At 64.6% G+C, this 22,797-nt stretch carries 23 protein-coding genes; 9 read left to right on the top strand and 14 right to left on the bottom strand.

The genetic code is table 11. The features are described from left to right. Nucleotides 1-42 precede the first annotated feature (42 nt). Genes UB43_RS28055 through UB43_RS28030 form a run of 6 tightly spaced genes read left to right on the top strand, consistent with a single transcriptional unit; the run spans nt 43 to nt 5,011 of the window. Entirely contained in the window at nt 43-465 is a 423-nt protein-coding gene (locus UB43_RS28055; RefSeq protein WP_045217885.1) for a nuclear transport factor 2 family protein, read from the top strand. After that, the gene (locus tag UB43_RS28050; RefSeq protein ID WP_045217884.1) at nt 462-1,217 is read left to right on the top strand and encodes an SDR family oxidoreductase; all 756 of its coding nucleotides are present in this window, start codon (nt 462-464) and stop codon (nt 1,215-1,217) included. Before UB43_RS28055 ends, UB43_RS28050 begins: the two co-directional genes overlap by 4 nt. 3 nt (nt 1,218-1,220) lie before the next feature. After that, nucleotides 1,221-2,468, top strand: a complete 1,248-nt coding sequence (locus tag UB43_RS28045) for an NAD(P)/FAD-dependent oxidoreductase (RefSeq protein WP_045217883.1) — start codon at nt 1,221-1,223, stop codon at nt 2,466-2,468. Continuing rightward, the gene (locus UB43_RS28040) at nt 2,465-3,280 is read left to right on the top strand and encodes a DUF1365 domain-containing protein (protein ID WP_045217882.1); all 816 of its coding nucleotides are present in this window, start codon (nt 2,465-2,467) and stop codon (nt 3,278-3,280) included. Before UB43_RS28045 ends, UB43_RS28040 begins: the two co-directional genes overlap by 4 nt. Further along, nucleotides 3,252-4,520, top strand: coding sequence for a cyclopropane-fatty-acyl-phospholipid synthase family protein (locus UB43_RS28035; RefSeq protein ID WP_045217881.1), 1,269 nt, complete (start codon nt 3,252-3,254; stop codon nt 4,518-4,520). Before UB43_RS28040 ends, UB43_RS28035 begins: the two co-directional genes overlap by 29 nt. Beyond that, nucleotides 4,520-5,011 (top strand): DUF2878 domain-containing protein, encoded by a 492-nt coding sequence (locus tag UB43_RS28030; protein ID WP_045217880.1) that lies wholly within the window; start codon nt 4,520-4,522, stop codon nt 5,009-5,011. The genes UB43_RS28035 and UB43_RS28030 overlap by 1 nt, the downstream gene beginning before the upstream one ends. Here UB43_RS28030 and UB43_RS29360 read toward each other — a convergent pair. From UB43_RS29360 to UB43_RS28010, 5 genes are read right to left on the bottom strand one after another with little or no spacing between them, the layout of a single operon-like run. After that, nucleotides 4,976-5,131 (bottom strand): DUF2256 domain-containing protein, encoded by a 156-nt coding sequence (locus UB43_RS29360; RefSeq protein WP_081754091.1) that lies wholly within the window; start codon nt 5,129-5,131, stop codon nt 4,976-4,978. The two genes, UB43_RS28030 and UB43_RS29360, sit on opposite strands and share 36 nt — an antisense overlap. Further along, nucleotides 5,128-6,669, bottom strand: coding sequence for a cryptochrome/photolyase family protein (locus UB43_RS28025; protein ID WP_045217879.1), 1,542 nt, complete (start codon nt 6,667-6,669; stop codon nt 5,128-5,130). Before UB43_RS28025 ends, UB43_RS29360 begins: the two co-directional genes overlap by 4 nt. Further along, nucleotides 6,666-6,971 (bottom strand): DUF6482 family protein, encoded by a 306-nt coding sequence (locus tag UB43_RS28020; protein WP_024766865.1) that lies wholly within the window; start codon nt 6,969-6,971, stop codon nt 6,666-6,668. Before UB43_RS28020 ends, UB43_RS28025 begins: the two co-directional genes overlap by 4 nt. 49 nt (nt 6,972-7,020) lie before the next feature. Next, nucleotides 7,021-7,575 carry a DUF3833 domain-containing protein gene (locus tag UB43_RS28015; RefSeq protein ID WP_045217878.1) on the bottom strand — a complete coding sequence of 185 codons (555 nt, stop codon included), beginning with the start codon at nt 7,573-7,575 and terminating at the stop codon, nt 7,021-7,023. Continuing rightward, a complete protein-coding gene (locus tag UB43_RS28010; RefSeq protein ID WP_082085936.1) occupies nt 7,572-8,114 on the bottom strand; it encodes a chalcone isomerase family protein in 543 nt (180 codons plus the stop codon). Before UB43_RS28010 ends, UB43_RS28015 begins: the two co-directional genes overlap by 4 nt. 280 nt (nt 8,115-8,394) lie before the next feature. On the opposite strand from UB43_RS28010, the gene UB43_RS28005 reads away from it, so the two are divergent. Together UB43_RS28005 and UB43_RS28000 are read left to right on the top strand one after the other, a co-directional pair. Next, complete coding sequence (locus tag UB43_RS28005; protein ID WP_045217877.1) at nt 8,395-9,459, top strand: catalase family peroxidase; 1,065 nt, start codon at nt 8,395-8,397, stop codon at nt 9,457-9,459. Then, on the top strand, nt 9,456-10,010 hold the full coding sequence (locus tag UB43_RS28000) for a cytochrome b (protein WP_082085935.1): 555 nt from the start codon (nt 9,456-9,458) through the stop codon (nt 10,008-10,010). The genes UB43_RS28005 and UB43_RS28000 overlap by 4 nt, the downstream gene beginning before the upstream one ends. A gap of 132 nt (nt 10,011-10,142) precedes the next feature. Here the strand turns inward: UB43_RS28000 and chrA are convergent, their stop codons facing one another. From chrA to UB43_RS30155, 4 genes are all read right to left on the bottom strand, one after another. Beyond that, nucleotides 10,143-11,516: a chromate efflux transporter gene (gene chrA / locus UB43_RS27995; RefSeq protein WP_045217876.1), complete on the bottom strand. Its 1,374-nt coding sequence runs from the start codon at nt 11,514-11,516 to the stop codon at nt 10,143-10,145. Then, entirely contained in the window at nt 11,509-12,447 is a 939-nt protein-coding gene (locus UB43_RS27990; RefSeq protein ID WP_082085934.1) for a chromate resistance protein ChrB domain-containing protein, read from the bottom strand. Before UB43_RS27990 ends, chrA begins: the two co-directional genes overlap by 8 nt. 372 nt (nt 12,448-12,819) lie before the next feature. Beyond that, nucleotides 12,820-14,748 carry an autotransporter outer membrane beta-barrel domain-containing protein gene (locus tag UB43_RS27985; protein WP_256205376.1) on the bottom strand — a complete coding sequence of 643 codons (1,929 nt, stop codon included), beginning with the start codon at nt 14,746-14,748 and terminating at the stop codon, nt 12,820-12,822. Nucleotides 14,749-14,754: 6 nt separating this feature from the next. Further along, the gene (locus UB43_RS30155; protein ID WP_256205375.1) at nt 14,755-15,066 is read right to left on the bottom strand and encodes a hypothetical protein; all 312 of its coding nucleotides are present in this window, start codon (nt 15,064-15,066) and stop codon (nt 14,755-14,757) included. Nucleotides 15,067-15,413: 347 nt separating this feature from the next. On the opposite strand from UB43_RS30155, the gene UB43_RS27980 reads away from it, so the two are divergent. Next, a complete protein-coding gene (locus UB43_RS27980; RefSeq protein ID WP_052969627.1) occupies nt 15,414-15,752 on the top strand; it encodes a response regulator transcription factor in 339 nt (112 codons plus the stop codon). Between the two features lie 108 nt (nt 15,753-15,860). Here UB43_RS27980 and UB43_RS27975 read toward each other — a convergent pair whose 3' ends face one another. The 5 genes from UB43_RS27975 to UB43_RS27955 are packed head-to-tail and all read right to left on the bottom strand — an operon-like array spanning nt 15,861 to nt 22,787. Further along, complete coding sequence (locus UB43_RS27975) at nt 15,861-16,433, bottom strand: TetR/AcrR family transcriptional regulator (RefSeq protein WP_045217874.1); 573 nt, start codon at nt 16,431-16,433, stop codon at nt 15,861-15,863. A gap of 2 nt (nt 16,434-16,435) precedes the next feature. Further along, nucleotides 16,436-17,719: a beta-ketoacyl-ACP synthase II gene (gene fabF / locus UB43_RS27970; protein WP_045217873.1), complete on the bottom strand. Its 1,284-nt coding sequence runs from the start codon at nt 17,717-17,719 to the stop codon at nt 16,436-16,438. A 28-nt stretch (nt 17,720-17,747) separates the two neighbouring features. Then, nucleotides 17,748-18,554 (bottom strand): oxidoreductase, encoded by an 807-nt coding sequence (locus UB43_RS27965; RefSeq protein ID WP_045217872.1) that lies wholly within the window; start codon nt 18,552-18,554, stop codon nt 17,748-17,750. Between the two features lie 31 nt (nt 18,555-18,585). Further along, nucleotides 18,586-21,675: an efflux RND transporter permease subunit gene (locus UB43_RS27960; protein WP_045217871.1), complete on the bottom strand. Its 3,090-nt coding sequence runs from the start codon at nt 21,673-21,675 to the stop codon at nt 18,586-18,588. Beyond that, nucleotides 21,672-22,787 carry an efflux RND transporter periplasmic adaptor subunit gene (locus UB43_RS27955; protein ID WP_045217870.1) on the bottom strand — a complete coding sequence of 372 codons (1,116 nt, stop codon included), beginning with the start codon at nt 22,785-22,787 and terminating at the stop codon, nt 21,672-21,674. Before UB43_RS27955 ends, UB43_RS27960 begins: the two co-directional genes overlap by 4 nt. Nucleotides 22,788-22,797 lie beyond the last annotated feature (10 nt).

Genomic DNA, 22,797 nt, shown 5'->3' with positions numbered 1-22,797 from the left:
GTACGAAAGTTAAAGGTTGTACAGGATTTGCCGGAGCTCACCATGTCGTTGTTCCTGGAATCCTTCGCCAACTGCTTTGCCTCGCTGGACGCCGCCAGTCTGCACCGACTGGACGACCTTTACAGCCAGGACGTGTGCTTCCAGGATCCGCTGCACCGGCTGGACGGCCTAGCCGAGTTACGCCGTTACTTCGAGTCGCTCTACGCCAACGTGCAGGAGCTGCGCTACGACTTTCACGGCTTCGATGAGGTCGATCAGGGGCACGGCTACCTGCGCTGGACCCTGTATTTTCGTCATCCGCGCCTGGCGGGCGGCAAGCTGATCGCTGTGGAAGGTTGCAGCCATCTGCGCTGGGGCGAGCGGGTGGACTTTCATCGGGACTACTTCGATGCCGGCGCGCTGCTTTATGAGCATCTTCCGGCCATGGGTGGCGTCATCGCCTGGCTCAAGCGGAGGTTGGCATGAGCCGCCTCTGGTTGACCGGAGCCAGCAGTGGCATCGGCGCAGCGCTGGCCGAACGGCTGCTCGCCGAGGGCCACAGCCTGGCCGTGACGGCACGCCAGGCCGCACCGTTGCATGCGTTGGCCCAGCGGCACGGAGCGCGCGTATTGGTAGTGCCTGGCGACATCGCGGAGGCCGCTCAGGTGGCCGACATTGTCCGCCGGATCGAGCAGGCCTGGGGGGCAATGGACCGCGTGGTGCTCAATGCCGGGACCTGCGAATACCTTGAGCCTGGGGAGTTCGACGCGGCTTTGGTGGAGCGCGTGGTCAGGACCAATGTGTTGGGCGCCGCGCTTTGCATCCAGGCGTGCCTGCCGCTGCTGCGCCGGGGCGTCCGACCGCACCTGGTGGTCGTCGGCAGCGCGGTGACCTGGCTGGCCTTGCCCCGCGCCGGTGCCTACGGTGCGTCCAAGGCAGCGCTGCGTTACCTACTGGAATCGCTGCGCATCGACCTGGCGGGCGAGGGCATCGATACGACCCTGGTGACCCCCGGCTTCGTGGATACGCCGCTGACCCGGCGCAACGATTTCCCCATGCCCATGATCTGGCCGGTGGAGCGTGCCGCCGAGCATATCACCCGGCGTCTGGAGTCCCGCCCGCTGGAGATCGCCTTCCCGCGCGGCTTCACTCTGCTGCTGCGGCTGCTGGGTGCGCTGCCCTCGAGCTGGCGTCTGGGCCTCGGGCGACGGCTCGCACGGCGCCCCGCGGAGGCCTGAAGCATGCGCATCGCGATCATTGGCAGCGGCATCTCCGGCCTCACCTGCGCGCATCTGCTGGCGCGCGCCCATGAGGTCTGCGTCTTCGAAGCTTCCGACTGGATCGGTGGCCACACCCACACCGTGGATGTCGACTGGCAGGGCCAGCGTTACGCCGTGGACACCGGTTTCATCGTCTTCAACGACTGGACCTATCCTAGCTTCATCCAGTTGCTGGATCGCCTGGGCGTCGCCTCGCGGCCGACCCAGATGAGCTTTTCCGTGCACGATCCGGCCACCGGCCTGGAGTACAACGGCCACGACCTCAACACCCTGTTCGCCCAGCGGCGCAATCTGCTCTCGCCCGGCTTCTGGGGCATGTTGCAGGACATCCTGCGCTTCAACCGCGAAGCGCTCGAAGACCACGCCGAGCAGCGCATTCCACTGACGCTGACGCTGGGCGATTACCTGCGCGCCGGCAGCTATGGCGATCGCTTCATCGAGCATTACATCGTGCCCATGGGCTCGGCTATCTGGTCGATGTCGCGCACCCGCATGCTGGATTTCCCGTTGCAGTTCTTCCTGCGCTTCTTCGCCAACCATGGCCTGCTGTCGGTGAACAACCGGCCGCAATGGCGGGTCGTGGAGGGCGGCTCGCGCAGCTATGTGGCGCCTTTGACGGCGGGGTATCGCCAGCGTATCCGCCTGAACTGCCCGGTGCATCGCGTCAGGCGCGACGCCCAGGGCGTGGAGATATACAGCGCCGCGGGTAGCGAGCGGTTCGACAAGGTCGTGTTCGCCTGCCACAGCGACCAGGCCCTAGCTCTGCTGGAGGTGCCCAACGTGGATGAACAGGCGGTGCTCGGGGCTCTCGGCTATGCCAGCAACGAAGTCGTACTGCATACCGACAGCCGCCTTTTACCGCGGCGTCGTCGCGCCTGGGCGAGCTGGAACTATCACCTCGGCGGTCCGGAGCATACGCCCGCCGCGCTGACGTACAACATGAACCTGCTCCAGGGCATTGAGGCCCCGGTGACCTTCTGCGTCAGCCTCAACCAGACGGAGCACATCGACCCGGCGAAGGTGCTGGCCCGCTTCGACTATGCCCATCCGCAATTCAGCCTGGAGGGCATCGCGGCCCAGGCGCGGCGCGGCCTGCTGCAGGGCCGGTTGCACAGTTATTTCTGCGGTGCCTACTGGGGCAACGGCTTCCACGAAGACGGAGTGGTTAGCGCCCTGGAAGTCGCCGGCCATTTCGGGGAGCGGCTATGAACAGCAGCCTGTGCCGTGGCTGGGTGGCGCACCGGCGCCTACTTCCTCGAGAGCATGCCTTCCGCTATCCGGTGGGCATGATCCTGCTGGATCTGGCCGAGCAATCGTCTCTGATGCGGCTCTCACCGTTGTTGCGGGCTTCGCGTTTTGCTCCGCTGAGTTGGCGGGAGAGTGATTACCTGCCGGCATGGACAGGGCAGAGGATGCCGCTGGAGGAGGCGGTGCGCGCACTACTGCACGAGGCGCTGGGAGAGGCGCCCATGGGGTCGATCCGACTGCTCACCCAACTGCGTAGCTGGGGGATGTGGTTCAACCCGGTGAGCTTCTACTTCTGCCACGACCGTGAAGGCCGGCTGGCCGCGATCCTCTGCGAGGTGCGCAACACGCCCTGGCGCGAGCGCTTCCACTACGTGCTGCCGGTGAAGCCCGGCGCGCCCCAGGAATTCGCGGTGGCCAAGGCCTTCCATGTCTCGCCGTTCCTGCCCAGGGAGATGGAGTACCGCATGCGCTTTCACCTCGATCAGTCCCGCGTGCATGTGCAAATGGAGAACTGGGGTGACGGCCGCCGTGTGTTTCAGGCCCAGCTCGATCTCCACTTACAGCCGCTGGACCGTGCATCGCTGCGGCGGCATCTGCTGGCATTTCCCTGGATGAGCCTGCGCACCGTTGCAGCCATCTACTGGCAGGCGTTGCGCCTGCTGTTCAAGCGCATCCCTTTGCACGACCACCAGGCGAGCGACCACCGCCTGGGTGTCGGCCACCGTGCCGTCGAGGAGCCCGACCATGTCAGAACCGACCCTGAGCGCCGATAAGGCCAGCACCGCCGCGCCCCTGGCCGGCAACCTGTTCCGCCAGGCGGTGATCGCCCGCCTGCGCCAACTGCGGTACGGATGGCTACAGGTGCGGCGTGGCGACAGCCTGCTGGACTTCGGCGACCGGCTCAGCCCCTTGTGCGCGGTGATCGACGTCCATGACGACGCCGTGTGGGGGATGGTGGCGTGCAACGGTTCGATTGGTGCGGGGGAGGCTTACATACAGGGTTACTGGAGCAGCCCTGACCTGGCGCTGGTCACCCGACTGTTCGTCGCCAACCTGGACGTGCTCGACTCGATGGAAGGCGGCCTTGCCCTCTTCGCCAGACCGGCGCTGCGTCTGCTGCACTGGCTCAACCGCAACAGCCGCAGCGGGTCGCAGCGCAATATCCGCGCGCACTACGACCTGGGTAACGACCTGTTCGAGCGCCTGCTGGACCCGACGCTGATGTATTCCTCGGCGGTGTTCCAAAGCCCTTCGCAGAGCCTGGAACAGGCGCAGTTGAACAAGCTGGACGTCATCTGCCGGAAGCTCGATCTGCAACCGCAGGATCATCTGCTGGAGATCGGCACCGGCTGGGGCAGCCTCGCGCTGTATGCTGCCACCCATTATGGCTGTCGTGTGACGACCACGACGCTGTCGGAGCAGCAATACGCCTGCGCCCAATACCGCATCCGCGAATGCGGCCTGGAGGACCGCGTAACCCTGCTGATGCAGGATTACCGCGAGTTGCGTGGGAGCTACGACAAGCTGGTGTCCATCGAAATGATCGAGGCAGTCGGTCATCGCTACCTGCCCGACTACTTCCGTCGCTGCGCTGCCTTGCTCAAGGACGACGGGCTGATGCTGCTGCAGTCCATCACCATCCGCGACCAGCGCTACGAGCAGGCGCGGCGGTCGGTGGACTTCATCCAGCGCTACATCTTTCCCGGCGGCGCGCTGCCCTCGATCACCACGCTGCTGCAGACCGCGACGCAGCACACAGCGCTCAACCTCGTGCACTTGGAGGATTTTGCCGGGGACTATGCGCTGACCCTGCGGCATTGGCGCGACAACCTGCGGCAGGCGCGCGCCGAGTTGATGGAGCTGGGCTATGACGAGAGCTTCCAGCGCCTGTGGGAGTTCTACCTGTGCTATTGCCAGGGCGGCTTCGAGGAGCGCGCCATCGGCGTAGCGCATCTGCTGTGGGCCGGGCCTGCGGCGCGCAAGGCGAGCCTGGCGGATCACCTGGACGCCTGATGCACCGGCGCCTGCCCCTGCTGGCCAACGCGATCTGGCTGCAGCTTGGCTGGTGGGGTTGTGTGCTCGGGGCGCAGCGGCCCGTGCTGTTGGGTGTGGTAGCGCTCGGGCTGCTGGCGCACCTGGCGTTGTGTCGGCGAAAAGTGGAGGAGGGCATCGCGGTTTTCGGCGTAGCCCTGGCCGGTTGCGTGCTGGATGCGACGCTGGGTTGGCTGGGTTTTTTCGATTTTCACGAGGCCTTGTTGCCAGCCTGGCTGGTCCTGCTCTGGCTGGTGTTCGCCAGCGGGTTGCGCCACAGCCTGGCCTGGGCCGCGCGACCGGTCTGGCGCGGCGCCTGCCTGGGCGCTCTGGGCGGGCCGTTGGCGTATTGTGCGGGCGCACCGCTGGCAGGAGTGGGCCTACCCCTGGGCATCGCGTGGTCGGCGTTGCTGCTGGCGCTGGTGTGGGCGGCCGCGCTACCGCTGATGCTGCGCTTCGCGCTTGGCCGGTGAGCGTCGGCAGCGCTCGGAGCAATAAAGCACCTCATCCCAACAACGTGCCCAGCGCCGCCGCCAGGTGAAAGGGCGGCTGCAGACGGCGCAGATCTTTTGCGGCAGCACCGATTTCCTCATAGCGCCTGCCCCGCATCCAGGCGCGCGAGCAGTGCCTCGCCGTGTTGCCACAGGGCCAGGCTGCGTTCATCGTCCATGCGTTGCAGGTTGCGATAGGGCATCGACAACCGCGGATTGTTGCCGAGCCGCTCGCGGTGGCGCATGAGGAAGTGCCAGTACAGGGCATTGAAGGGGCAGGCATCTTCCTCTGTCGCCTTGTCGACCCGGTAACGGCACGAGCCGCAGTAGTCGGACATCCGCTGGATGTACCGCCCGCTCGCGCAATAAGGCTTGGAGCCGAGGTAGCCGCCATCGGCGTGCATCACCATGCCCAGCGTGTTGGGCAGTTCGACCCAGTCGAAGGCATCCAGGTACACGGCCAGGTACCAGTCACAGATGGCCGGGGGCGCGATGCCCGCCAGCAAGGCGAAATTGCCTGTGACCATGAGTCGCTGGATATGATGCGCGTAGCCCAGCTCCAGGGTCTGGCCGATCGCCTGGGCCATGCAGCGCATGTCCGTTTTGCCGGTCCAGTAGAACGTCGGCAGTGGGCGGTGATTGCCCAGCACGTTGAGCTGGGCGTACTCGGGCATGCGCAGCCAGTAAATGCCATGCACGTACTCGCGCCAGCCGACCAGTTGGCGAATGAAGCCCTCGGCCGCGTTCAACGGGACCCGTCCCTGGCGATAGGCTTGCTCCACATCCTCGCCAAGCTGACGCACCTCCAGCAACCCGATGTTCAGCGCGGCGCTGATGCGGGCGTGGAACAGGTAGGGCTCGCCTTCGGCCATGGCGTCCTGGTAGTCACCGAAAGCTGGCAGGGAGAACTCCAGGAAGTGCTGCCAGAGCTCCTGTGCCTGGGAGTGGGTCACCGGATAGTCGAATCCTTCCAGGCGACCGTAGTGGTCGCTGAAGTGCGCGCCGACCAGGGTCATTACCTCGCGGGTGGTGTCGTCCTGCCCGAAGCGCGCCGGAAACGGGCCTCGCAGCCCGCGCGGCAGCGGTTTGCGGTTCTCCGCGTCGAGATTCCAGGTGCCACCTACGGGGTGGCCGTCGGGCTCCATCAACAGTCCGGTGCGCCGGCGCATCTCCCGGTAGAAGTGCTCCATGCGCAATTGTCGACGCGCCCCGGCCCAGCGCGCGAATTCCTCGCGGCTGCACAGGAAGCGGCGGTCTTCGTGCCAGCTCAGCGGCACCGCGCTGTCTCGCAGCGCCTGCTCCAGCCGCCACTCGCCGCATTCGGTGAAATGCACCTGCGGTTCACCCAGAGCGGCATGCCAGCGTTCGACTTCGCCGGCGATGCTGCCGCTGTTGTCGGGATCGTCCAACGTCACGTAGATCACCCGCCAACCGCGCTCGCGCAGCGCCTGGGCGAAGTGGCGCATGGCGCTGAAGATCAGCACGATCTTCTGCGGATGATGGGGCACGTAGCGTGCCTCCTGATTCACCTCGGCCATCAGGATCGCGTCCTGGGCGGGGTCCAGCGCCTCGAACAGCGAGAGCTCGAAGCTCAACTGATCGCCCAGCAGCAGACCGAGCCGGCGTGGCTTCTCCATCATTCGCGGCGCTCCAGCGAAAGTGGCACACGAAGCGGCGCAACGGCTGTCGGATGTGAAGCGCAGATCTCGTCGTGGACGCAATGCTGCACCAGCTCGCAGGGTAGCGACGCCCATTCGGCCAGCACTGCACGTACCTCGGTGGTCGAGCGCAACTGCAGCACCTGCTCGCGTTCGCCGCGAATCGGCCGCAAACCCTCGGCCAGGCGCGCCTGCAGCACATAGAATCCGCCCTCCAGCGAAATCACTTCGATAGCCTGGATATGCCCGGCCGTGGCGGCCTGTGCGAATTCCTGCAACGTCATGGAGTACTCCTGGCCGGCACGGCCGTCGGAATAAAGGTGTGCGCCTGCCTCAGCTTCTGCTGGGATCCGCGGCGCCCTCTCGGCGGAAGAACAAGGTCACCTGCCCGAGTTCGACACCGAACTTGCGCATGCTGGAGCGGTTGATCAGCGTGTCGTCGTCCATGAGGTACATCCAGTCGTCGAAGCTCACTTCCCAGGTGGTGCCGTCAACTTCCAGGTTCAGGCGGTAGCGCCAGCGCAGTGCGTTGCCGGCGACTTCTCCGGTGGCTTCGCCCACCACGTCGGCGGCGCGTCCCCGCCAGCGTCCGGTGCCGTCGGGGGTCAGGGTCCAGACGCGCTGCTGGCGCGTACCGTCGCTGTAGAGGAAACGCTCATCGAGGATCAGTCGCTCGCCTTCGCGGCGGCTGGTGATGTCCACCGCGAAGCGCTTGACCACTTCGCCCGAGGGTTTCTGGAAGATGCCCCAGGCTTTCACCGGGCCGGCGAAGAATACCGGCAGGTCCAGGCTCGGGCGCTCCTTGGCATAGTGTTCGACGCCGACATTGCCGCAGCTGCCCAGCAGCAGGCTGGCGATGATCAGGAACAGGCGCATCGTGAGGTTCATGGTTGCTCTCCGCTCAGGCCCAGCAGGTCCCGGCGCAGTTCGGGATTGCGCGTGCGCGGGTCCAGCCAGATGGAAAAGAACGCCCGGGCGAAGCGGGCGTCGCTCACCGCATGGCGAAGCCTGCCGTCGACATAGAAGCGGCAGCCCACGCCGGGCAGATAGACCCCGGTGATCCGTTGCCCGGGCTGCACATCGACGAAGGCCTGGCGCATCTCGCGTGCCCAGCCCGCCAGTTGGGCTTCGTCGTCGCTGCCCAGGCGGCGCATTTCGTCGAGGCTGGCCTGCACCAGGGTGTCCTGCGACAGCGCGCGCCGATAGACCAGCTCCAGCGCGAAGGCCTGCGCCCAGCCTGAGAGTGCGCCGGCGCTCCAGAGATGCGCCTCGTACACCACGAAGCCGAGCCAGGTGAACTGGCCCTGACCAACCTGCGTGGCTCCCGGGATTTCGTTGCGCCAGTCGGCGCTGCCCGGCGAGGCCCACAGACCACAGAGTAGGGTGAGTGCCAGACAGAGAGAAAAGGGACAGGTCGGAACGCGCATGACATCGGCCTATGAATACTGACCTTAATATTTGTACAAAAAATACAATATGTATAGATAATGGATGAATGGCCGCTCTGGCTTTCTGCCCCAGGGGTAAGCACCGGGTGCGAGCGCCCCAAACCGACGTTCACAGCACTGCTACCAGGCATGACGGAACCCTGTGCATACAACTCTTGCGTAGAATTGTGTGCATAAGTTGATTTTTGTATAGATAATGTCGCGCTCGCTCATTCCGCCAGTGCGCGCAATGATTCCCCAGTCTGCCGATAACCACGCCATGGCCCACGATCTGTCCCTGACCCGAAACCAACGCCTGTTGCGCAGCGCGTGCATTGCCGGCGCCCTGTGCGGCGCCATCGGCCTGTTCGCCTGGAGCGCCGGCTGGCTTGGAGCCGACCGCCTCACCAGCGCTCAACTGATCGATCGGATGGAGGCCAACGCCGGCGTCCACCCCGGATACCGCCGCGCCCATCCGCGTGGGATCTGCTTTAGCGGCTATCTCGAAGTGAGCGGCGACGTGGCGCCGCTGTCGCGGGCAGCGCTGCTGCGAGCAGGGCGGGTACCGGTGCTGGGGCGGCTCTCGGTAGGCGCGGGAAATCCCCATGCCGCGGACACCAGCGTACCTGTGCGCAGCATGGCGCTCCTGCTGCGCCAGCCCGATGGCCAGCAGTGGCGCATGGCGATGAACAATCCGCCGGTGCTCGCGGTACGCACGCCGGAGGATTTCTACGAGCAACTGGGTGCCATGCGGCCGGACCCGGGGACAGGCAAAAACGACCCCGTGCGGGTCAAGCAATTCTTCGATGCACACCCCGAAAGCGCCGAGTTTCGTGCCTGGGCGGCCGCGTACCGGCCGAGCGACAGCTTCGCCAGCACGGCGTACAACAGCATCAACGCCTTCGTCCTAGTCGATGCGCAAGGTCAGCGCCATGCGGTGCGATGGTCGATGGTGCCGCAACTGGCCGCTACGCCACTCGGCTCTCAGGGCGTGGCTGACGATGCCTTGCAGCAGGACCTGCTGCAGCGTCTGAAGTCCGGCCCGCTGCGCTGGACGTGGCGATTCACCCTGGCGGACAGCGGTGATGCGGTGAACGATCCGACCCATGCGTGGCCTGCCGAGCGCACGCAGTTGGAAGCCGGAAACCTGGTGATTGAGCAGGCGCGCGCACAGCTGGAAGGCGACTGCTACGGCTTCAATTTCGACCCGCTGATCCTGCCCGATGGCGTGGAGCCCAGCGGCGACGCCATCCTGCGCGCACGCTCATCGGCCTATGCACAGTCCTATCGGCGCCGGACCTTCGAAGGTCAGCCCGCCAGCCAGCAGCCGGGAGATCAACCGTGAAAGCGCCTGTCGATTCCTTCCATCCGCTGCTTCGCCTGCTGCATGGCTTGATGGCTTTGCTGGTGATTGCCATGTTGTTCATCGGCGTTGCGATGGTTGCCAGCGTCGGCGGCAGCCAGCCCCAACTGGTGGCGTGGCACAAACAGATCGGGTTGGCCTTGCTGGTGCTTCTGCTCGTCCGCCTGCTCGTGCGCAGCGTCACGGCGCGTCCGGCCCTGCCGGCATCCGTGAATACCTGGCAGCGTCACCTGGCCGGCCTGGTACACCTTGCGCTGTATGGTCTGCTGATTGCGCAACCCTTGGTCGGCTGGGCCATGCAAGGCGCCGCGGGTTATCCGCTGCGCTTGGCGGGCTGGCACGTGCCGCCGCTGGTCGATGCCAATGCGGACCTTTATGGCCTGCTCCGCTTCGCCCACAGCTGGATAGCCTACGGTCTCTTCGCCTTGATCCTTGCGCATGCCGGCGCCGCGCTGGTTCATGCGCTGCTGCATCGCGACGGTGTCTGGCAGAGCATGTGGCGGGTTCGCTCCAGCAAGGCGTGCGACAGCTGAGCAGCGCCAGCACGTCTGTCGGCCAGCAATCCCGGCGCGGGAGGTCGTCCGCTATCGAACTGAGGCGAAGCCGACAGCTGATTGCCGGCAGCCGCCTTCAATGGACCTGCTGGCTGCGGTATTCGCCGGGCGTCATGCCTGTCCAGCCCTGAACATATGCACGGTCAGCCCCGTAAGGGCGCAGGCTATCAGTACCTGAATCACACCCCGCTTGTAGCGGAACAGGGCGATTGCGGCTGCCAGGGCGATCAGCGCCGAGGGCCAGTCAAAATGCCCCTCGAACCCGGTGGGCCAGAGCACGTGGTAGCCGAAGAACAGTGCCAGGTTCAGGATCACACCCACCACCGCAGCGGTGATACCGGTGAGCGGCGCCGTGAACTTCAGTTCGTTGTGCGTCGACTCCACCAGCGGCCCGCCGGCGAGGATGAACAGGAACGATGGCAGGAAGGTGAACCAGGTGACGAGGCTTGCCGCGACAGCGCCTGCCAGGAATGGATGGTCGGCGCCGAACATCGGCTGGACGTAGCCCCCCACGAAGCCTACGAAAGCCACCACCATGATCAGTGGCCCCGGTGTGGTTTCGCCCAGGGCCAGGCCGTCGATCATCTGGGTTGGAGACAGCCAGCCGTAGTGACCGACTGCGCCCTGATAGACATAAGGCAACACAGCGTAGGCGCCACCAAAGGTGAGCAGTGCCGCCTTGGTGAAGAACCAGCCCATCTGCGTGAGTGTCCCGTGCCAGCCGAAAGTGGCCGTCAGCAGCCCCATCGGCAGCAGCCATAGGGCCGCGCCGACCAGCAGCAGTTGCAGCAGGCGTGCCCAACGGAACCGTGCGTGATCGGGAGTAGGGGTGTCGTCATCGATCAGGGCGGGTCCGTAGCCGGCTTTGCCTGCCTGGTGCCCCCCGCCGATAACGAACTTGGTTGGCAGTAATCGACCACCCATGTAACCGAGGAGGGCAGCTCCCAGGACGATCAGTGGGAAGGGGACGTTCAGCGCAAAGATCGCGACAAAGGAGGCTGCAGCGATGGACCACAACCAGCCATTTTTCAACGCGCGTGAACCAATACGGTGGGCGGCGTGGACGACAATGGCGGTCACTGCTGGTTTGATGCCGTAGAAGAGGCCGGCCACGACCGGTACTTCGCCGAAGGCGATGTACACCCACGAGAGACCGATCAGGATGAACAGCGATGGCAGCACGAACAGCGCGCCCGCTATCACTCCGCCCCAGGTGCGGTGCATCAGCCAGCCGATGTAGGTGGCCAACTGCTGAGCCTCGGGGCCAGGCAACAACATGCAGTAGTTGAGTGCATGCAGGAAGCGCCGCTCGCTGATCCAGCGCCGCCGCTCGACTAGCTCCTGGTGCATGATCGAAATCTGCCCGGCGGGGCCGCCGAAGCTGATGAACCCGAGCTTGAGCCAGAAAAGGAAGGCGGATAACAGTCCAACCGGCCTGGCGTGATTCGCGGTGGTATCGGTCGCGTCCAGGTGTGTTTCAGCCATTACTCTTTTCCTCACTCGCAAACGCGATAAGCAAACCGTCGAATACGCCGGCAGCCGCCTGCAGGAGCAAGTCATCGTCAGTGATGCTCTCGCGCAGCCCCGCCAGTACACGCTCAATGCCGGAAGCTTCAGCGGGCTGGGCACCGCCCACGTCAAGGTAATGCACCAGACCGGCCAGACGACCGAGTCCGGGGGCTTCTAGCTGGAAGCTCTCCTGCAGTGTTTCGAAGGTGACGCGCGGCCCGTTGTGGGTGAACGTGGCACCATCAAAATCGAAACCCAGAGCATCGTTCGGGCAATCACCAGGCGACTCCAGCCAGAGAATTTGCGCATCCGAATCGATGAATCTGCGAATCAACCAGGCACTGGCAAGCCGATCCACCCATGGACGGCGGCGGGTTGCCCAGCGGCGGCCCTGGAAGTCCGCGCAAGCTAACCGCTCGATGGGGATCTCGCGAGCGCTTGGCTCATCGGGTGACAAGGCACGGCTGATGGCCGTTTCCAGGTCTTTCAATGCCAGGTCGACCTGTTCCCTTGCGTCACCTGAGAAGAAGTCGATGGCAACGATCTGTCCGAAGCTCTTGCGCAGCTTCCTGACCTGACGTGCCGTTTGCAGAGCGTTGTCGGGAGAAATCTCGGCATGGCACGCCGAGATTTCCTCGCGAAGCTTGATGTACTCCTCGGCGCGATCAAATAGAGCGGCAAAGCGCTCGGCAGGCTCCTGGACAGAAAACAGAAGGGCAGTGCCGTTGATGGCCAGGACGTCACGCTCGATGGCCTCCAGCGCGGCGCGTCCCGCCTCCTGATCAGGTAGCAGGTAGACGCCATCGCGCAGGACAGCAGCTCCACAGCCTTTCAGGGCTCGCCAGGCGCGCATGCGTTCGGTGGCGTTCGCAGTAGGTAATCCGAGTACCAGTAGCAGCCAATTCATCTATAGAGATCACAACAAAAATTGTTTGTATCTCTACAGTAGCAGTTTGCACATGTACGTAAAGTGAGACCTAGTGCGGCAACGAGGTGGTAGGGCGTTATCGGATCGGGTCAGGGGTGGTGGAACGTCCGCTCCTGGCAGGTTGCTGTCTCTGACGAGGGGCTGCTACCGACCCATAGCGGACGTCTTTGCTTCTCTCTAGGCGACCCGCATCGCATACGCGATGGCGGGTTGGGCGAACGAATTATGAGTGGGATAGGGAGGCTGATAACACCGTGTGGTGGGGGATATTTGCAAGACGCTCACCAGGTTGCAGATAAATGATCCTAACGGGGCGCCCTATAGGCGCCCCGTCGGTCAGAGGGTAGATTTTCAGAACTTCACCTTAATACCTAGTACGCCTTCGTAGCTGCGGCCTTCTCCATCGAGCGATTTCTGGTATCCCAGTGAGCCGGTGACGCTCGTCCTGTCGTTAAGCTGGTAATCCACGCCCAGGTTCAGTTCGCCCCAGGTGCCATCCATGTCGGTGCCGAAGGGGATATAGCCGTTGGCCGAAGAGAACTCCGTCTTGGCCTTGCCCTCGAACTCATGCCAGACGCTCGGACGTACCCAGGCGTTGGTGCGATGGATCTGCCCTTTGTCGTCCGTGCGGAACCAGTCCTTGTCGATCCGCACGCCCAACCGGCCGGTCAGGGAATCGACGTCTTCGAAGCGGACATCGGCGGCATCGTCATGGGCGTCGTCGAGTTTCAGGCGGCTCGCGATCACCTGGGCCTGGGGCTCGAGGTGGAGCGTCTTGTCGCGGTTGAGCTTGAGCGGGTAGCCGGCTTCCAGCGAGGCCGTGACGCCATGCCCGCGTGTCTTCAGCGAGTAGGCATCATTGGCGCGGGCCTGCATGTCGAAGCGGTTCAATTGTAGTACGCCATCGAGGTACCAGCCTTTGGAGCCGAAGTGGGTCCAGTAGCCGCCTATGCCATAGGAGCGCAGGGTATCGTCGCCGGCGCCCTGACCGTCGGTGTGATCGACGTTGCCCTTGATGCGCCCGGCCTGCAGTGACAGCCCTGCCTGGTCCGTGCTGCCGTCGGTGTCTTCGTTGCGATAGAGGTCGGCGCCGACCTGGAAGGCCTGGATGTGGTAGTCGTAGTCTGCGCCGCTGGGGAGGCTGTCGCGGCCTTTCTGGTAGATCAGCCGGCCCCAGCCGAGCGAGGGGCCGTAGGTGTCGGTATCTTCGCTGGGCAGTGGATCAGTGGCGTTGCGCCGCTCCTCGCCGACGCGTTCGTGCAGGGTGTCGACCAGGGCACGGCTGTAGCTCAACGCCATGGCGGGGAGGGCGCTGTACAGCGAGGTCTCTGCACGGTAATTGGGGATTTGCGGTGTTGGCGCAGGGGTGTCTGGTGTGACCGGGTCAGTAGGTGTCACAGGGTCCGCCGGATCAACTGGATCGACCGGATTGGCTGGGTCGACGGGATCAACAGGATCCACCGGGTCCACCGGATCGACGGGGTTGGCGTCCGTCGTCGAGCGCAGGTACCAGGCTTCGCCGTTGCTGTCGTCGAGGCTTGAGCGATGCAGCGTGTACTCATACGGGCCGGCCTTGACCCGGTTGAGCAGGTGGAAGGCGTCCGCTTGCGTGGTGCCCCCGTTGACGGCGTCTACCACCTTGATGCCGTTGCCCTCGGTCAGCGCGCCGGGGCCGCCCGCATTCTTGATGCGCAGGTTGCTCTCGCCGGTGGCCTTGCCGCCATCGATCACCAACTGGTCGGACGGCGAGTCGTCCTTGTACAGGTAGGTATTCAGGGCAATGGTGCCGTTGGCGCCGTGGTAGTCATTGGCGGTGAGCCGCTTGTAGCCACCCTCGGAACTGAAGTCGATCAGGCTGGATTCGTTGTGCAGGCTGCTCAGGTTGGAGTCACCGGTGAGCTGCCAGAGGCTGGTGTCGCGCAGGGTGACGTCGGAGTGGGCGCCGCTGGCGGTTTTCGCCGTACCGGTGACCACGGAGGATGACAGGTCCAGGCGCGCCTGGCCGGCAGCATCCTGGCTGCTGCCGATACCTTGCCACTGGCCAGTGCCCATGTCCGGAACGCTGGTGCCATCGCTGGCCACCGAGCTGTCCACGTTCAGCCATTGGCCGCTGCCGCCGGCGAGGCTGTGGCTCAGGGCGATGTCCGCGACGCCGGCCGTGGCGATAGTGGCACCGTCGCGGTTGCCCAGCGTGGCCTGGTCCATGCGTACCTGCCCGGGGAGCGCATCGGTGCCTTGCACGTAGAGCGCCGCCGATTGCCCGCCGTGGGCGGCGACCACGACAGACTAGGCGTCGACGCTGCCACCCTGGCGGGCCACCACGCCGTGGCCGAAATCGCCTTGGGTATTCACGCTCACTCCGTCCAGGCGAGCGCTGGCGGTGTTGTTGGCGAACACGCCAGTGGCCTGTTTGCCTTGCGTGCTGACGGCGCTGTTGCTCGCACTCAATGCTCCGCCGGATTCGGCCCGCAGCCCGTGGGAACCCATGCCCTGGGTGGAGATGCTGCTGTCCTTGAGATCCAGCGTTGCGGTCTCGCTCTTGTACTGCCGGCTGACCATGGCTCCGCTGGCGTGATCTCCCAGTGTCTGCACCGTCACGTGGCTGGCGCTCAGGCCGACCGTGCCCGGCTTGCACCCCGCACTGCTGCTCTTTATGCGAGCCTGCGGCCCCTTAGGCGCTGCGCCGTACGTGCGCCGACACGACGTCGTACGCCTCGCGCTCGCCGAGGTTGTTGGCGAGCGCGGTCAGCGTGTCGGATGTAGGTCTAACCAGCTACCGTCGGCATGATGTTCTTGACAGTGAGCTGAACGAAACGCTCTCGATACCAGTCATGCCACCAACGGGAGTGATGCTTGCCTACTTGGGATTTACGACGCTGAAGTTCAGGGTGCTGCCAGAGGTGGGCTACGCTTTTCTGCGAGCAAGCCGCGCGTAGGACACAAGGATGAGCCGCATCGTTATAGCCGATCCGCACCCGTACATTCGTGAGGCGCTACATCAAAGGCTCGAGCGCTCCGGTCACGAGGTAGTCGGCATCTCTGGCGACGGACGGGAATCGCTGAGTCTAGTGCAACGCCTGCAGCCGGACTTAGTGATCCTTGACCTGGATCTGCCACGTCTTGGCGGGCTGGAGCTGCTGCGGCGGTTGCGCGCAGAAAAGCCCCACCCAAAAGTGCTCGTCTTTACCAGCCTGTCAGGTGCGCACTATTACGAAGCAAGTCAGCAGGGTGGCGCAGCTGGCTTCGTCCACAAGGACAGCGTAGGCGTTCGCCTCTCGCCATAAGCGGACGCTCCAACCAATGTCAGAATCTGAGCTGATATCGCAAGTAGAGCGACAAAATGAAGTTCGTCTTCGCTCTGAGCACTAATAGCGACCGTGCTTTAGGCACGTCTAAATGGCCTTTGTGTAGGCTTGAGCGAACATTTCGACAGCCGCATCTAGCCGCTCTTTGCTAACTACCAGGGGGCTGCTGCAGTCTAGGCTGCCAACCGCCAGCAGAAGGAACTGTATAGCTGCTTGCTCGGGCTCTGGGCAGCGAGCCCAGCGGGACAGGGCCTTTGCCAGGTAGCGCTGATACGGCAGAAAGCGCTGCCGCCAGCGTTTATGTGCAATCCGGTTCGAACGCAACACCATTTGAGTAAGGGCGTGAGAGGCAGTGTGTTGGTTCTGTAGCAGCAGCTCATGTGCGGCTCTCTCCAGGCAGACGCGCAGTCCGCCTCGGGCCTGGATTGGCAGTCTCGGCTCTGGAAGTTGCTCCAGCCAATATTCGATCACTGCGCGGTAGAGCTGTGCCTTGTCGCTAAAATGGGCGTAGAGCGTTGCCTTGGTCACACCAGCCGAATCGGCTATGGCCTGCATGTTCGCATGGTCGAAGCCGAGCACCATGAACACCTCGCTCGCGGCCTGCAGCATGGCTTGTCGACGCTTGTCACGGCGCAAGTCCTTGGCGGTTGGCTGGTCCATATTCAGACCTTCCAGCGCCGGAACAACAGGCTGGCATTGACGCCGCCAAAGCCGAAGCCATTCGACAGGGCATAATGTAGGGGCATTTGCCGGGCAGTCAGAGCGACCAGATCGAGGCCTTCAGCGGTCTCATCGGGAGCGGTGAGGTTGAGCGTCGGCGGTACGACCTGATCACGCAGGGCCAGCACGGTGAAGATGGCCTCGACGCCACCGGCAGCGCCAAGCAGATGTCCCGTGCTGGATTTGGTCGAGGTGATCGCCACGCCCGATCCACTGCCGAACACCGCGCGGATGGCAGCCAACTCTCCACGGTCGCCCACTGGCGTTGAGGTGGCGTGGGCATTGATATGTTGCACTTCACTGGGGCCGATACCGGTCTGGCGTAACGCCTGTTGCATGGCGCGGCGGGCACCGTCGCCATCTTCAGGGCCGGCGGTAAGGTGATAGGCATCGGCACTGGTGCCGTAGCCGATCAGCTCGGCCAGCGGTTGTGCGCCTCTTGCCAGGGCATGTTCCAGCGACTCGATCACCAGTAGCCCTGCGCCTTCGGCCATGACGAAACCGTCGCGGTCGCGATCGAACGGGCGTGATGCTTCGTGAGGACGATCACTGTAGCCGCTGGACAGCGCCCGCGCCGCGGCGAAGCTGCCGAGCGTGACGCGATCGATGGCAGCTTCGGTACCGCCGCACAAGGCGATATCGGCCTCACCGCTACGAATCAGTCGGGCTGCGTCGCCGATGGCCTGCGCGCCGGCGGCGCAAGCGGTCACCGGTGCTCCGAGCGGCCCTTTGAAACCATGCCGGATGGAGACCTGGCCGGCCGCCATGTTGGCCAGGAACGATGGTGCGGTAAAAGGGGAAAGGCGCCGTGGGCCGCGTTGATCGGTGATCCGTACGGCCTCTGCAATGGCGCCGAAGCCGCCGACTCCTGACGCAATAATTGTCGCGGTGCGCTGGCGTTGCGCTTCGTTCGTCGGCCGCCAGCCGGCCTGTGTCAGGGCTTCCTCGGCAGCGACCAGGGCGAACTCGATGAAGCGATCCATCTTCTTGCGCTCCTTGGCGGGGATGTAGCGCTCGGGATCGAAACCGGCCTTTGGATCGTCGGCAATGCCGGGCACCTGCCCGCCAACCGCGCTGCCGGTGCCTTCGCTCAGCTCGACCGGTAACGTACGGATGCCCGAGTGGCCGGCCAGCAGGCGTGTCCATACCGTCTTGCTGCCACAGCCCAGAGGGCTGACGATGCCCAGGCCGGTAACGACGATGCGTGTGCTGTGTTCTCTGTGCATGGTGTGGTCTCGTACGTGAAGACATTAATCAGCCGAGGCCGAAGGTCTTGCGCAGGCCCGAATCGACTGGGCCCGCCGGCATGAAGCGACGCAGGCGTCTGAGCAGGGTGGCCTCGCCTTTGGGGGTATGGCGCATTTTCCACGCGCCCAGGGCAGCCTCGACGATGGTCGCGGCGACCGCATCGGGCAAAGGTGCCTTCTGCACGTTCATCTGGATGGCCTGGGAGACGGTTGCCCGCTCGCTGTCGTAGGCGGCGATGTGCAGGGCGGTCTGTGGCGCGTTGAGGTCGAGGCTGGTCTTGGTGAACGAAGGTTCGACCAGCGCGATGCGGATACCGAAGCGCCGCACCTCGTGATCCAGGGTCTCGGACAAACCTTCCACGGCATGTTTGGAGGCCGAGTACAGGCCCATGTAGGGCGCCGGTAGGAAGCCGAGCACAGAACTGACGTTGACGATGCGCCCGCTGCCTTGCTTGCGCATCTGTGGCAGTACCGCCTGGGTGACGCGCAGGGTGCCGAAGACATTGGTGTCGAACAGCGCCTGGGCCTCGTCGATGGCGGTTTCCTCCGTCGCTCCGAGCAACGTGGTACCGGCATTGTTGACCAGTACGTCGATGCGCCCGGCCTCCGCGATCACATGATCGATACTGTGGCGAATCGAGTCTTCGTCACGGATATCCAGCTGAATCAGCTCGACGCCGGGGATGGCCTGCGCGGTGGCCGGGTTGCGCACGCTGCCGAACACGCGACAGCCGCGTCGGGCGAACTGTTCGGCCGCCGTGCGACCGATGCCTGATGACACGCCGGTTATGACGACCACTGGGGAATTGGACATGGCAGTTACTCTCGCTCAAGTAAGGGGCGGTTCATGCAGGTTTTGCCTGCGCGAGTGGTTCGTGGGGGATAGGGCGGATGCCGAACCAGATGGCGTACATGGCCGGCAGGAACACCAGGGTCAGCACGGTGCCGGCGAAGGTGCCGCCGATCAGGGTGTAGGCGAGCGTGCCCCAGAACACCGAATGGGTCAGTGGGATGAACGCCAGGATCGCCGCCAGCGCGGTGAGGATCACCGGCCGAGCACGTTGCACGGTGGCTTCGACCACGGCGCGGAACGGATCGAGCCCCGCCGCCTCGTTCTGGCGGATCTGCCCGATCAGGATCAGCGTGTTGCGCATGAGGATGCCGGACAGCGCGATCAGCCCGACCAGCGCGTTGATGCCGAACGGCTGCTGGAATAGGATCAGCGTCGGCACCACACCGATCAGCCCCAGCGGGCTGGTGAGAAAGACCATGATCATCGCGGCGATCGAGCGCACCTGCAGGATGATGATGACCAGCGTGACGGCCAGCATGATCGGGAACAGCGGCAGCATGGCCTTGCTGGCTTTGCCCGACTCTTCGATGGAGCCCGCTTGCTCGATGCGATAGCCGCTCGGCAGCCTGTCGATGATAGGTTGCAACTGCTGGCTGATGGCGGCCGACACGTCTGGCGGTTGGAGGCCTTCGGCGATATCGCCACGCACGGTGATAGTCGGCACACGATCCCGCCAGCGCATGATCGGCTCTTCCATGCGCACTTCCACTTCACCCACCTGCGACAGCGGAATGCGCTGGCCATTGGCACCGGCCAGGGTGAAGTCCATCACCCGCGCCGGGTCGAAGCGGATATCGCCGGCAGCGCGGGCCATGACCTGCACCGTGCGGATGTCTTCGCGCACGGCGGTGACGGGCACGCCGCTAAGCAAAAACTGCAGCTGCTGCGCGACGGTACTGGAGGTCAACCCCACCGCCTGCAGGCGATCCTGCTGCAGATTGAAGTGCAGCGTGGGGACACGGGTGCCCCAGTCGGTATTGACCGTGCGCATCAGCGGGCTGGCATCCATCACCTGCTGTACCTCGGCGGCTATTTCGCGCAGACGCTGTGGATCCGGGCCGGTGACCCGGTAGGCCACCGGATACGGCGAGTAGGGTCCGAACACCAATTGACTGACACGCACCTGCGCCTCGCTGGCCAGCCCCTCGGCAATCGCCTTGCGCAGGCGATGCTTCAATGCCTCGCGCTCATCCGGGTTGTCGGTACGCACGACGATCTTGGCGAACGACGGATCCGGCAGTTCCGGGCTCATGGCCATGAAGAAGCGCGGTGCGCCCTGGCCGATGTAGGCCGTGACGATCTTCGCCTCTGCCTGTTGGGCCAGCCAGGTTTCGACTTTTTCCGCAGCAGCGCTGGTCTGGAGGATCGAGGTGCCATAAGGCATCTGTACTTCGACCATCACTTCGGGGCGGTCGGAGATGGGAAAGAACTGTTTCTTGACCAGCGCCATGCCGAGTACGGCCGTCACGAACAGCCCGACCACGGAGCCTGCGACCAGCCATTTGTGGGCGATCACCCTGCCCAGAATCCGCCGAAATCGGTTGTAGCGTGGGGTGTCGTAGATGGCGTCGTGACCGCCCTCGACCTTCTTGATCGCGGGCAGCAGCTTGACGCCGAAGTATGGCGTGAAGATCACCGCGACTAACCAGGAAGCGATCAGCGCGATGCCGACGATCCAGAACATGTTGCTGGTGTATTCGCCGGCCGTGGAGCGGGCGAAGCCGTTAGGCATGAAGCCGACGGCAGTGACCAGGGTGCCGGAGAGCATCGGCGCCGCTGTGTGGCTCCAGGCGTAGGCGGAGGCTCGCACGCGGTCGTAGCCTTCCTCCATCTTCACCACCATCATCTCGATGGCGATGATCGCATCGTCCACCAGCAGGCCGAGAGCGAGGATCAGCGAGCCCAGGGTGATGCGGTCGAAGTTCTTGCCGCTGGCGGCCATCACCACGAAGACCATCGCCAGGGTCAGCGGCACCGCCACCGCGACCACCACGCCGACGCGCCAGCCCATGCTGACGAAGCACACCAGCATGACCACCAGCAGCGCGACGAAGAACTTGATCATGAACTCGTCGACGGACGCGCTGATGTTGACGGCCTGGTCGGTGACCTTGCTCAGGCTCATGCCCAGCGGCAGTTCGGCATTGATCTGCTGCACCTCGTCGTTCAAGGCCTTGCCCAGGTCGAGCCCGTTCCAGCCTTCACGCATGATGATGCCGAGCAACAGGGACGGTTCGCCGCCGTTGCGAATCAGGAAAGTGGCCGGGTCTTCGTAGCCGCGCTTGACCGTGGCGACATCGGAAAGCTTCAGGGTGCGGCCTTGGGCGATGATTGGAGTGTCGCGGATCTTCTGCAACTCATCGAAGGCACCGTCCAGACGCAGGAACACGTCGGGGCCGCGGGTTTCCACGGAGCCGGCCGGGGTCAGGGCGTTCTGCCCGTTGAGCGCGGCGAACACGTCCTGAGGGCCGATACCCAGGGTGGCCAGGCGCTCGTGGGAGAACTCGACGAAGATACGCTCGGCTTGCTCGCCGATGATGTTGACCTTTTTCACGCCGGGTACATGCAGCAGGCGCTGACGCAGGGTCTCGGCGTCGCGCACTAGGTGGCGCTGCGGCTCGCCCCTGGCTTTGAGTGCGAACAGGGCGAAGGTGACGTCCGAATACTCATCGTTGACCAGCGGGCCGATCACCCCGGCCGGCAGCGTCTTGGCCTCGTCACTGATCTTCTTGCGCGCCTGGTAGAACTCCTCGGGCACCTCCGAGGGCGGTGTGGTGTCGAGCAGCGACAGGGTGGTGAAGGCCAGGCCCGGGCGGGTATAGGTTTCGCTGCGGTCGTACCAGCGCAGCTCCTGCAGACGCTTCTCGATCTTCTCGGCGACCTGATCCTGCATTTCCTGGGCGGTGGCGCCCGGCCAGGCGGTGACGATGGTCATGACCTTGATGGTGAAGGCCGGGTCTTCGGCCCGCCCGAGCTTGAAGAAGGCGACCAGCCCCGCCAGGGAGATCAGGCAGACCAGGAACAGGGTGACGGAGCGCTCGCGCACGGCGAGTGCGGAGAGGTTGAAACGACCTTCGCTCATGGCTGGCCTTCCTCGGTTGCCGCCACGGTGGCCGGCTCGGCCAGGCGAACGGCTTGGCCGTCGCGCAGCAGGTGCGCGCCCAGGGCGACGATCTGGTCGCCTAGCTTGATCGCGCCGCTGATGCGGGCGCTCTCATCGTCCAGCGACTGAACGCTGACGGGCGTCCATGCAACCTGCGTCGGCTCTCCGCGAATCATCCAGATGCCAGGCCCGTTGCCGGCGTCGTACAGCGCGGCGATGGGCACCTGCACTGCACTTGGTGAAACGGTTTGCGACTCGCTGATTTGCACGGTGATGGTGGTGCCCAGCGGCGCGTTGGCCAGCTCGCCTTCGAGCACGTAGCGCGCCTCGAAGGTGCGGGTCTGGCGGTCGGCGACATCCGACAACTGGCGCAGCCGGGTGGCGACGCTGATGTCTTGCCTACCGAAGAGCCTGGCCTCAGCACTGGAGCCGACTGCCGGGCGCAAGGTTTCCGGCAGTTGCACCAGCGCTTCGCGTGGACCGGCATGTGCAAGCCGTACCACGGCCTGGCCGGCGCTGACTACCTGGCCTGGCTCGGCCAGGGTTTCCATGACGATGCCGTCGGCATCGGCGAGCAGTTCGGCGTAGAGGGTGGCGTTACCGGCAACCTTGGCTTGGGCCTCGGCTGCACTCAGTTGCGCGCGAGCCGCATCCGCCGCTGCCTTGTACTGGTCGTAAGCGGACGCGGAAACGGCACCAGTCCCGCGTAGCGCACGGTAACGAGCCTCGTCATCGCTGGCCTGCTGAGCCCGTGCCCGCGCTGCGGCCACCGCCTCGCGCTGCGCATGGGCAGCGAGTTGCAGATCGACTGGATCGAGACGCAGCAGAACCTGGCCACGCTTGACGGTCTGGCCGGTATCGACCAGGCGTTGCAACACCTTGCCGGACACGCGGAAACCCAGATCGCTCTGCACCCTGGCCGCGACGATGCCGGTGAAGGCGCGCGATGTAGCGGTTGCCGACTGGATGGTGGTGACGCGGACCAGTGGCGCGTCAGTGCGGGGATCGGGGGGCGTCTGGTCGCTGCAGGCGACCAGCACGAACGGCATCACGCCGACCAGAGTGGACAGAAGGAGGTTGCGCCGGCGCATGAGGAACCCG

Source organism: Pseudomonas sp. 21, assembly GCF_000955805.1.
GTDB lineage: Bacteria > Pseudomonadota > Gammaproteobacteria > Pseudomonadales > Pseudomonadaceae > Pseudomonas.
This window is presented reverse-complemented; position numbering and strand designations above follow the sequence as displayed.

Excerpts from the sequence above, each read along its gene's own strand:
- UB43_RS29360 (WP_081754091.1), bottom strand. The coding sequence starts at position 5,131 with ATGAGGAAATCGGTGCTGCCGCAAAAGATCTGCGCCGTCTGCAGCCGC.
- UB43_RS28005 (WP_045217877.1), top strand. The coding sequence starts at position 8,395 with ATGGCCCACGATCTGTCCCTGACCCGAAACCAACGCCTGTTGCGCAGC.
- chrA (WP_045217876.1), bottom strand. The coding sequence starts at position 11,516 with ATGGCTGAAACACACCTGGACGCGACCGATACCACCGCGAATCACGCC.
- UB43_RS27975 (WP_045217874.1), bottom strand. The coding sequence starts at position 16,433 with ATGGACCAGCCAACCGCCAAGGACTTGCGCCGTGACAAGCGTCGACAA.
- UB43_RS27960 (WP_045217871.1), bottom strand. The coding sequence starts at position 21,675 with ATGAGCGAAGGTCGTTTCAACCTCTCCGCACTCGCCGTGCGCGAGCGC.
- UB43_RS27965 (WP_045217872.1), bottom strand. The coding sequence starts at position 18,554 with ATGTCCAATTCCCCAGTGGTCGTCATAACCGGCGTGTCATCAGGCATC.
- UB43_RS28045 (WP_045217883.1), top strand. The coding sequence starts at position 1,221 with ATGCGCATCGCGATCATTGGCAGCGGCATCTCCGGCCTCACCTGCGCG.
- UB43_RS27955 (WP_045217870.1), bottom strand. The coding sequence starts at position 22,787 with ATGCGCCGGCGCAACCTCCTTCTGTCCACTCTGGTCGGCGTGATGCCG.
- fabF (WP_045217873.1), bottom strand. The coding sequence starts at position 17,719 with ATGCACAGAGAACACAGCACACGCATCGTCGTTACCGGCCTGGGCATC.
- UB43_RS28050 (WP_045217884.1), top strand. The coding sequence starts at position 462 with ATGAGCCGCCTCTGGTTGACCGGAGCCAGCAGTGGCATCGGCGCAGCG.
- UB43_RS28040 (WP_045217882.1), top strand. The coding sequence starts at position 2,465 with ATGAACAGCAGCCTGTGCCGTGGCTGGGTGGCGCACCGGCGCCTACTT.
- UB43_RS28010 (WP_082085936.1), bottom strand. The coding sequence starts at position 8,114 with ATGCGCGTTCCGACCTGTCCCTTTTCTCTCTGTCTGGCACTCACCCTA.
- UB43_RS28055 (WP_045217885.1), top strand. The coding sequence starts at position 43 with ATGTCGTTGTTCCTGGAATCCTTCGCCAACTGCTTTGCCTCGCTGGAC.
- UB43_RS28020 (WP_024766865.1), bottom strand. The coding sequence starts at position 6,971 with ATGACGTTGCAGGAATTCGCACAGGCCGCCACGGCCGGGCATATCCAG.
- UB43_RS28025 (WP_045217879.1), bottom strand. The coding sequence starts at position 6,669 with ATGATGGAGAAGCCACGCCGGCTCGGTCTGCTGCTGGGCGATCAGTTG.
- UB43_RS28015 (WP_045217878.1), bottom strand. The coding sequence starts at position 7,575 with ATGAACCTCACGATGCGCCTGTTCCTGATCATCGCCAGCCTGCTGCTG.
- UB43_RS27980 (WP_052969627.1), top strand. The coding sequence starts at position 15,414 with ATGAGCCGCATCGTTATAGCCGATCCGCACCCGTACATTCGTGAGGCG.
- UB43_RS28030 (WP_045217880.1), top strand. The coding sequence starts at position 4,520 with ATGCACCGGCGCCTGCCCCTGCTGGCCAACGCGATCTGGCTGCAGCTT.
- UB43_RS28035 (WP_045217881.1), top strand. The coding sequence starts at position 3,252 with ATGTCAGAACCGACCCTGAGCGCCGATAAGGCCAGCACCGCCGCGCCC.
- UB43_RS27990 (WP_082085934.1), bottom strand. The coding sequence starts at position 12,447 with ATGAATTGGCTGCTACTGGTACTCGGATTACCTACTGCGAACGCCACC.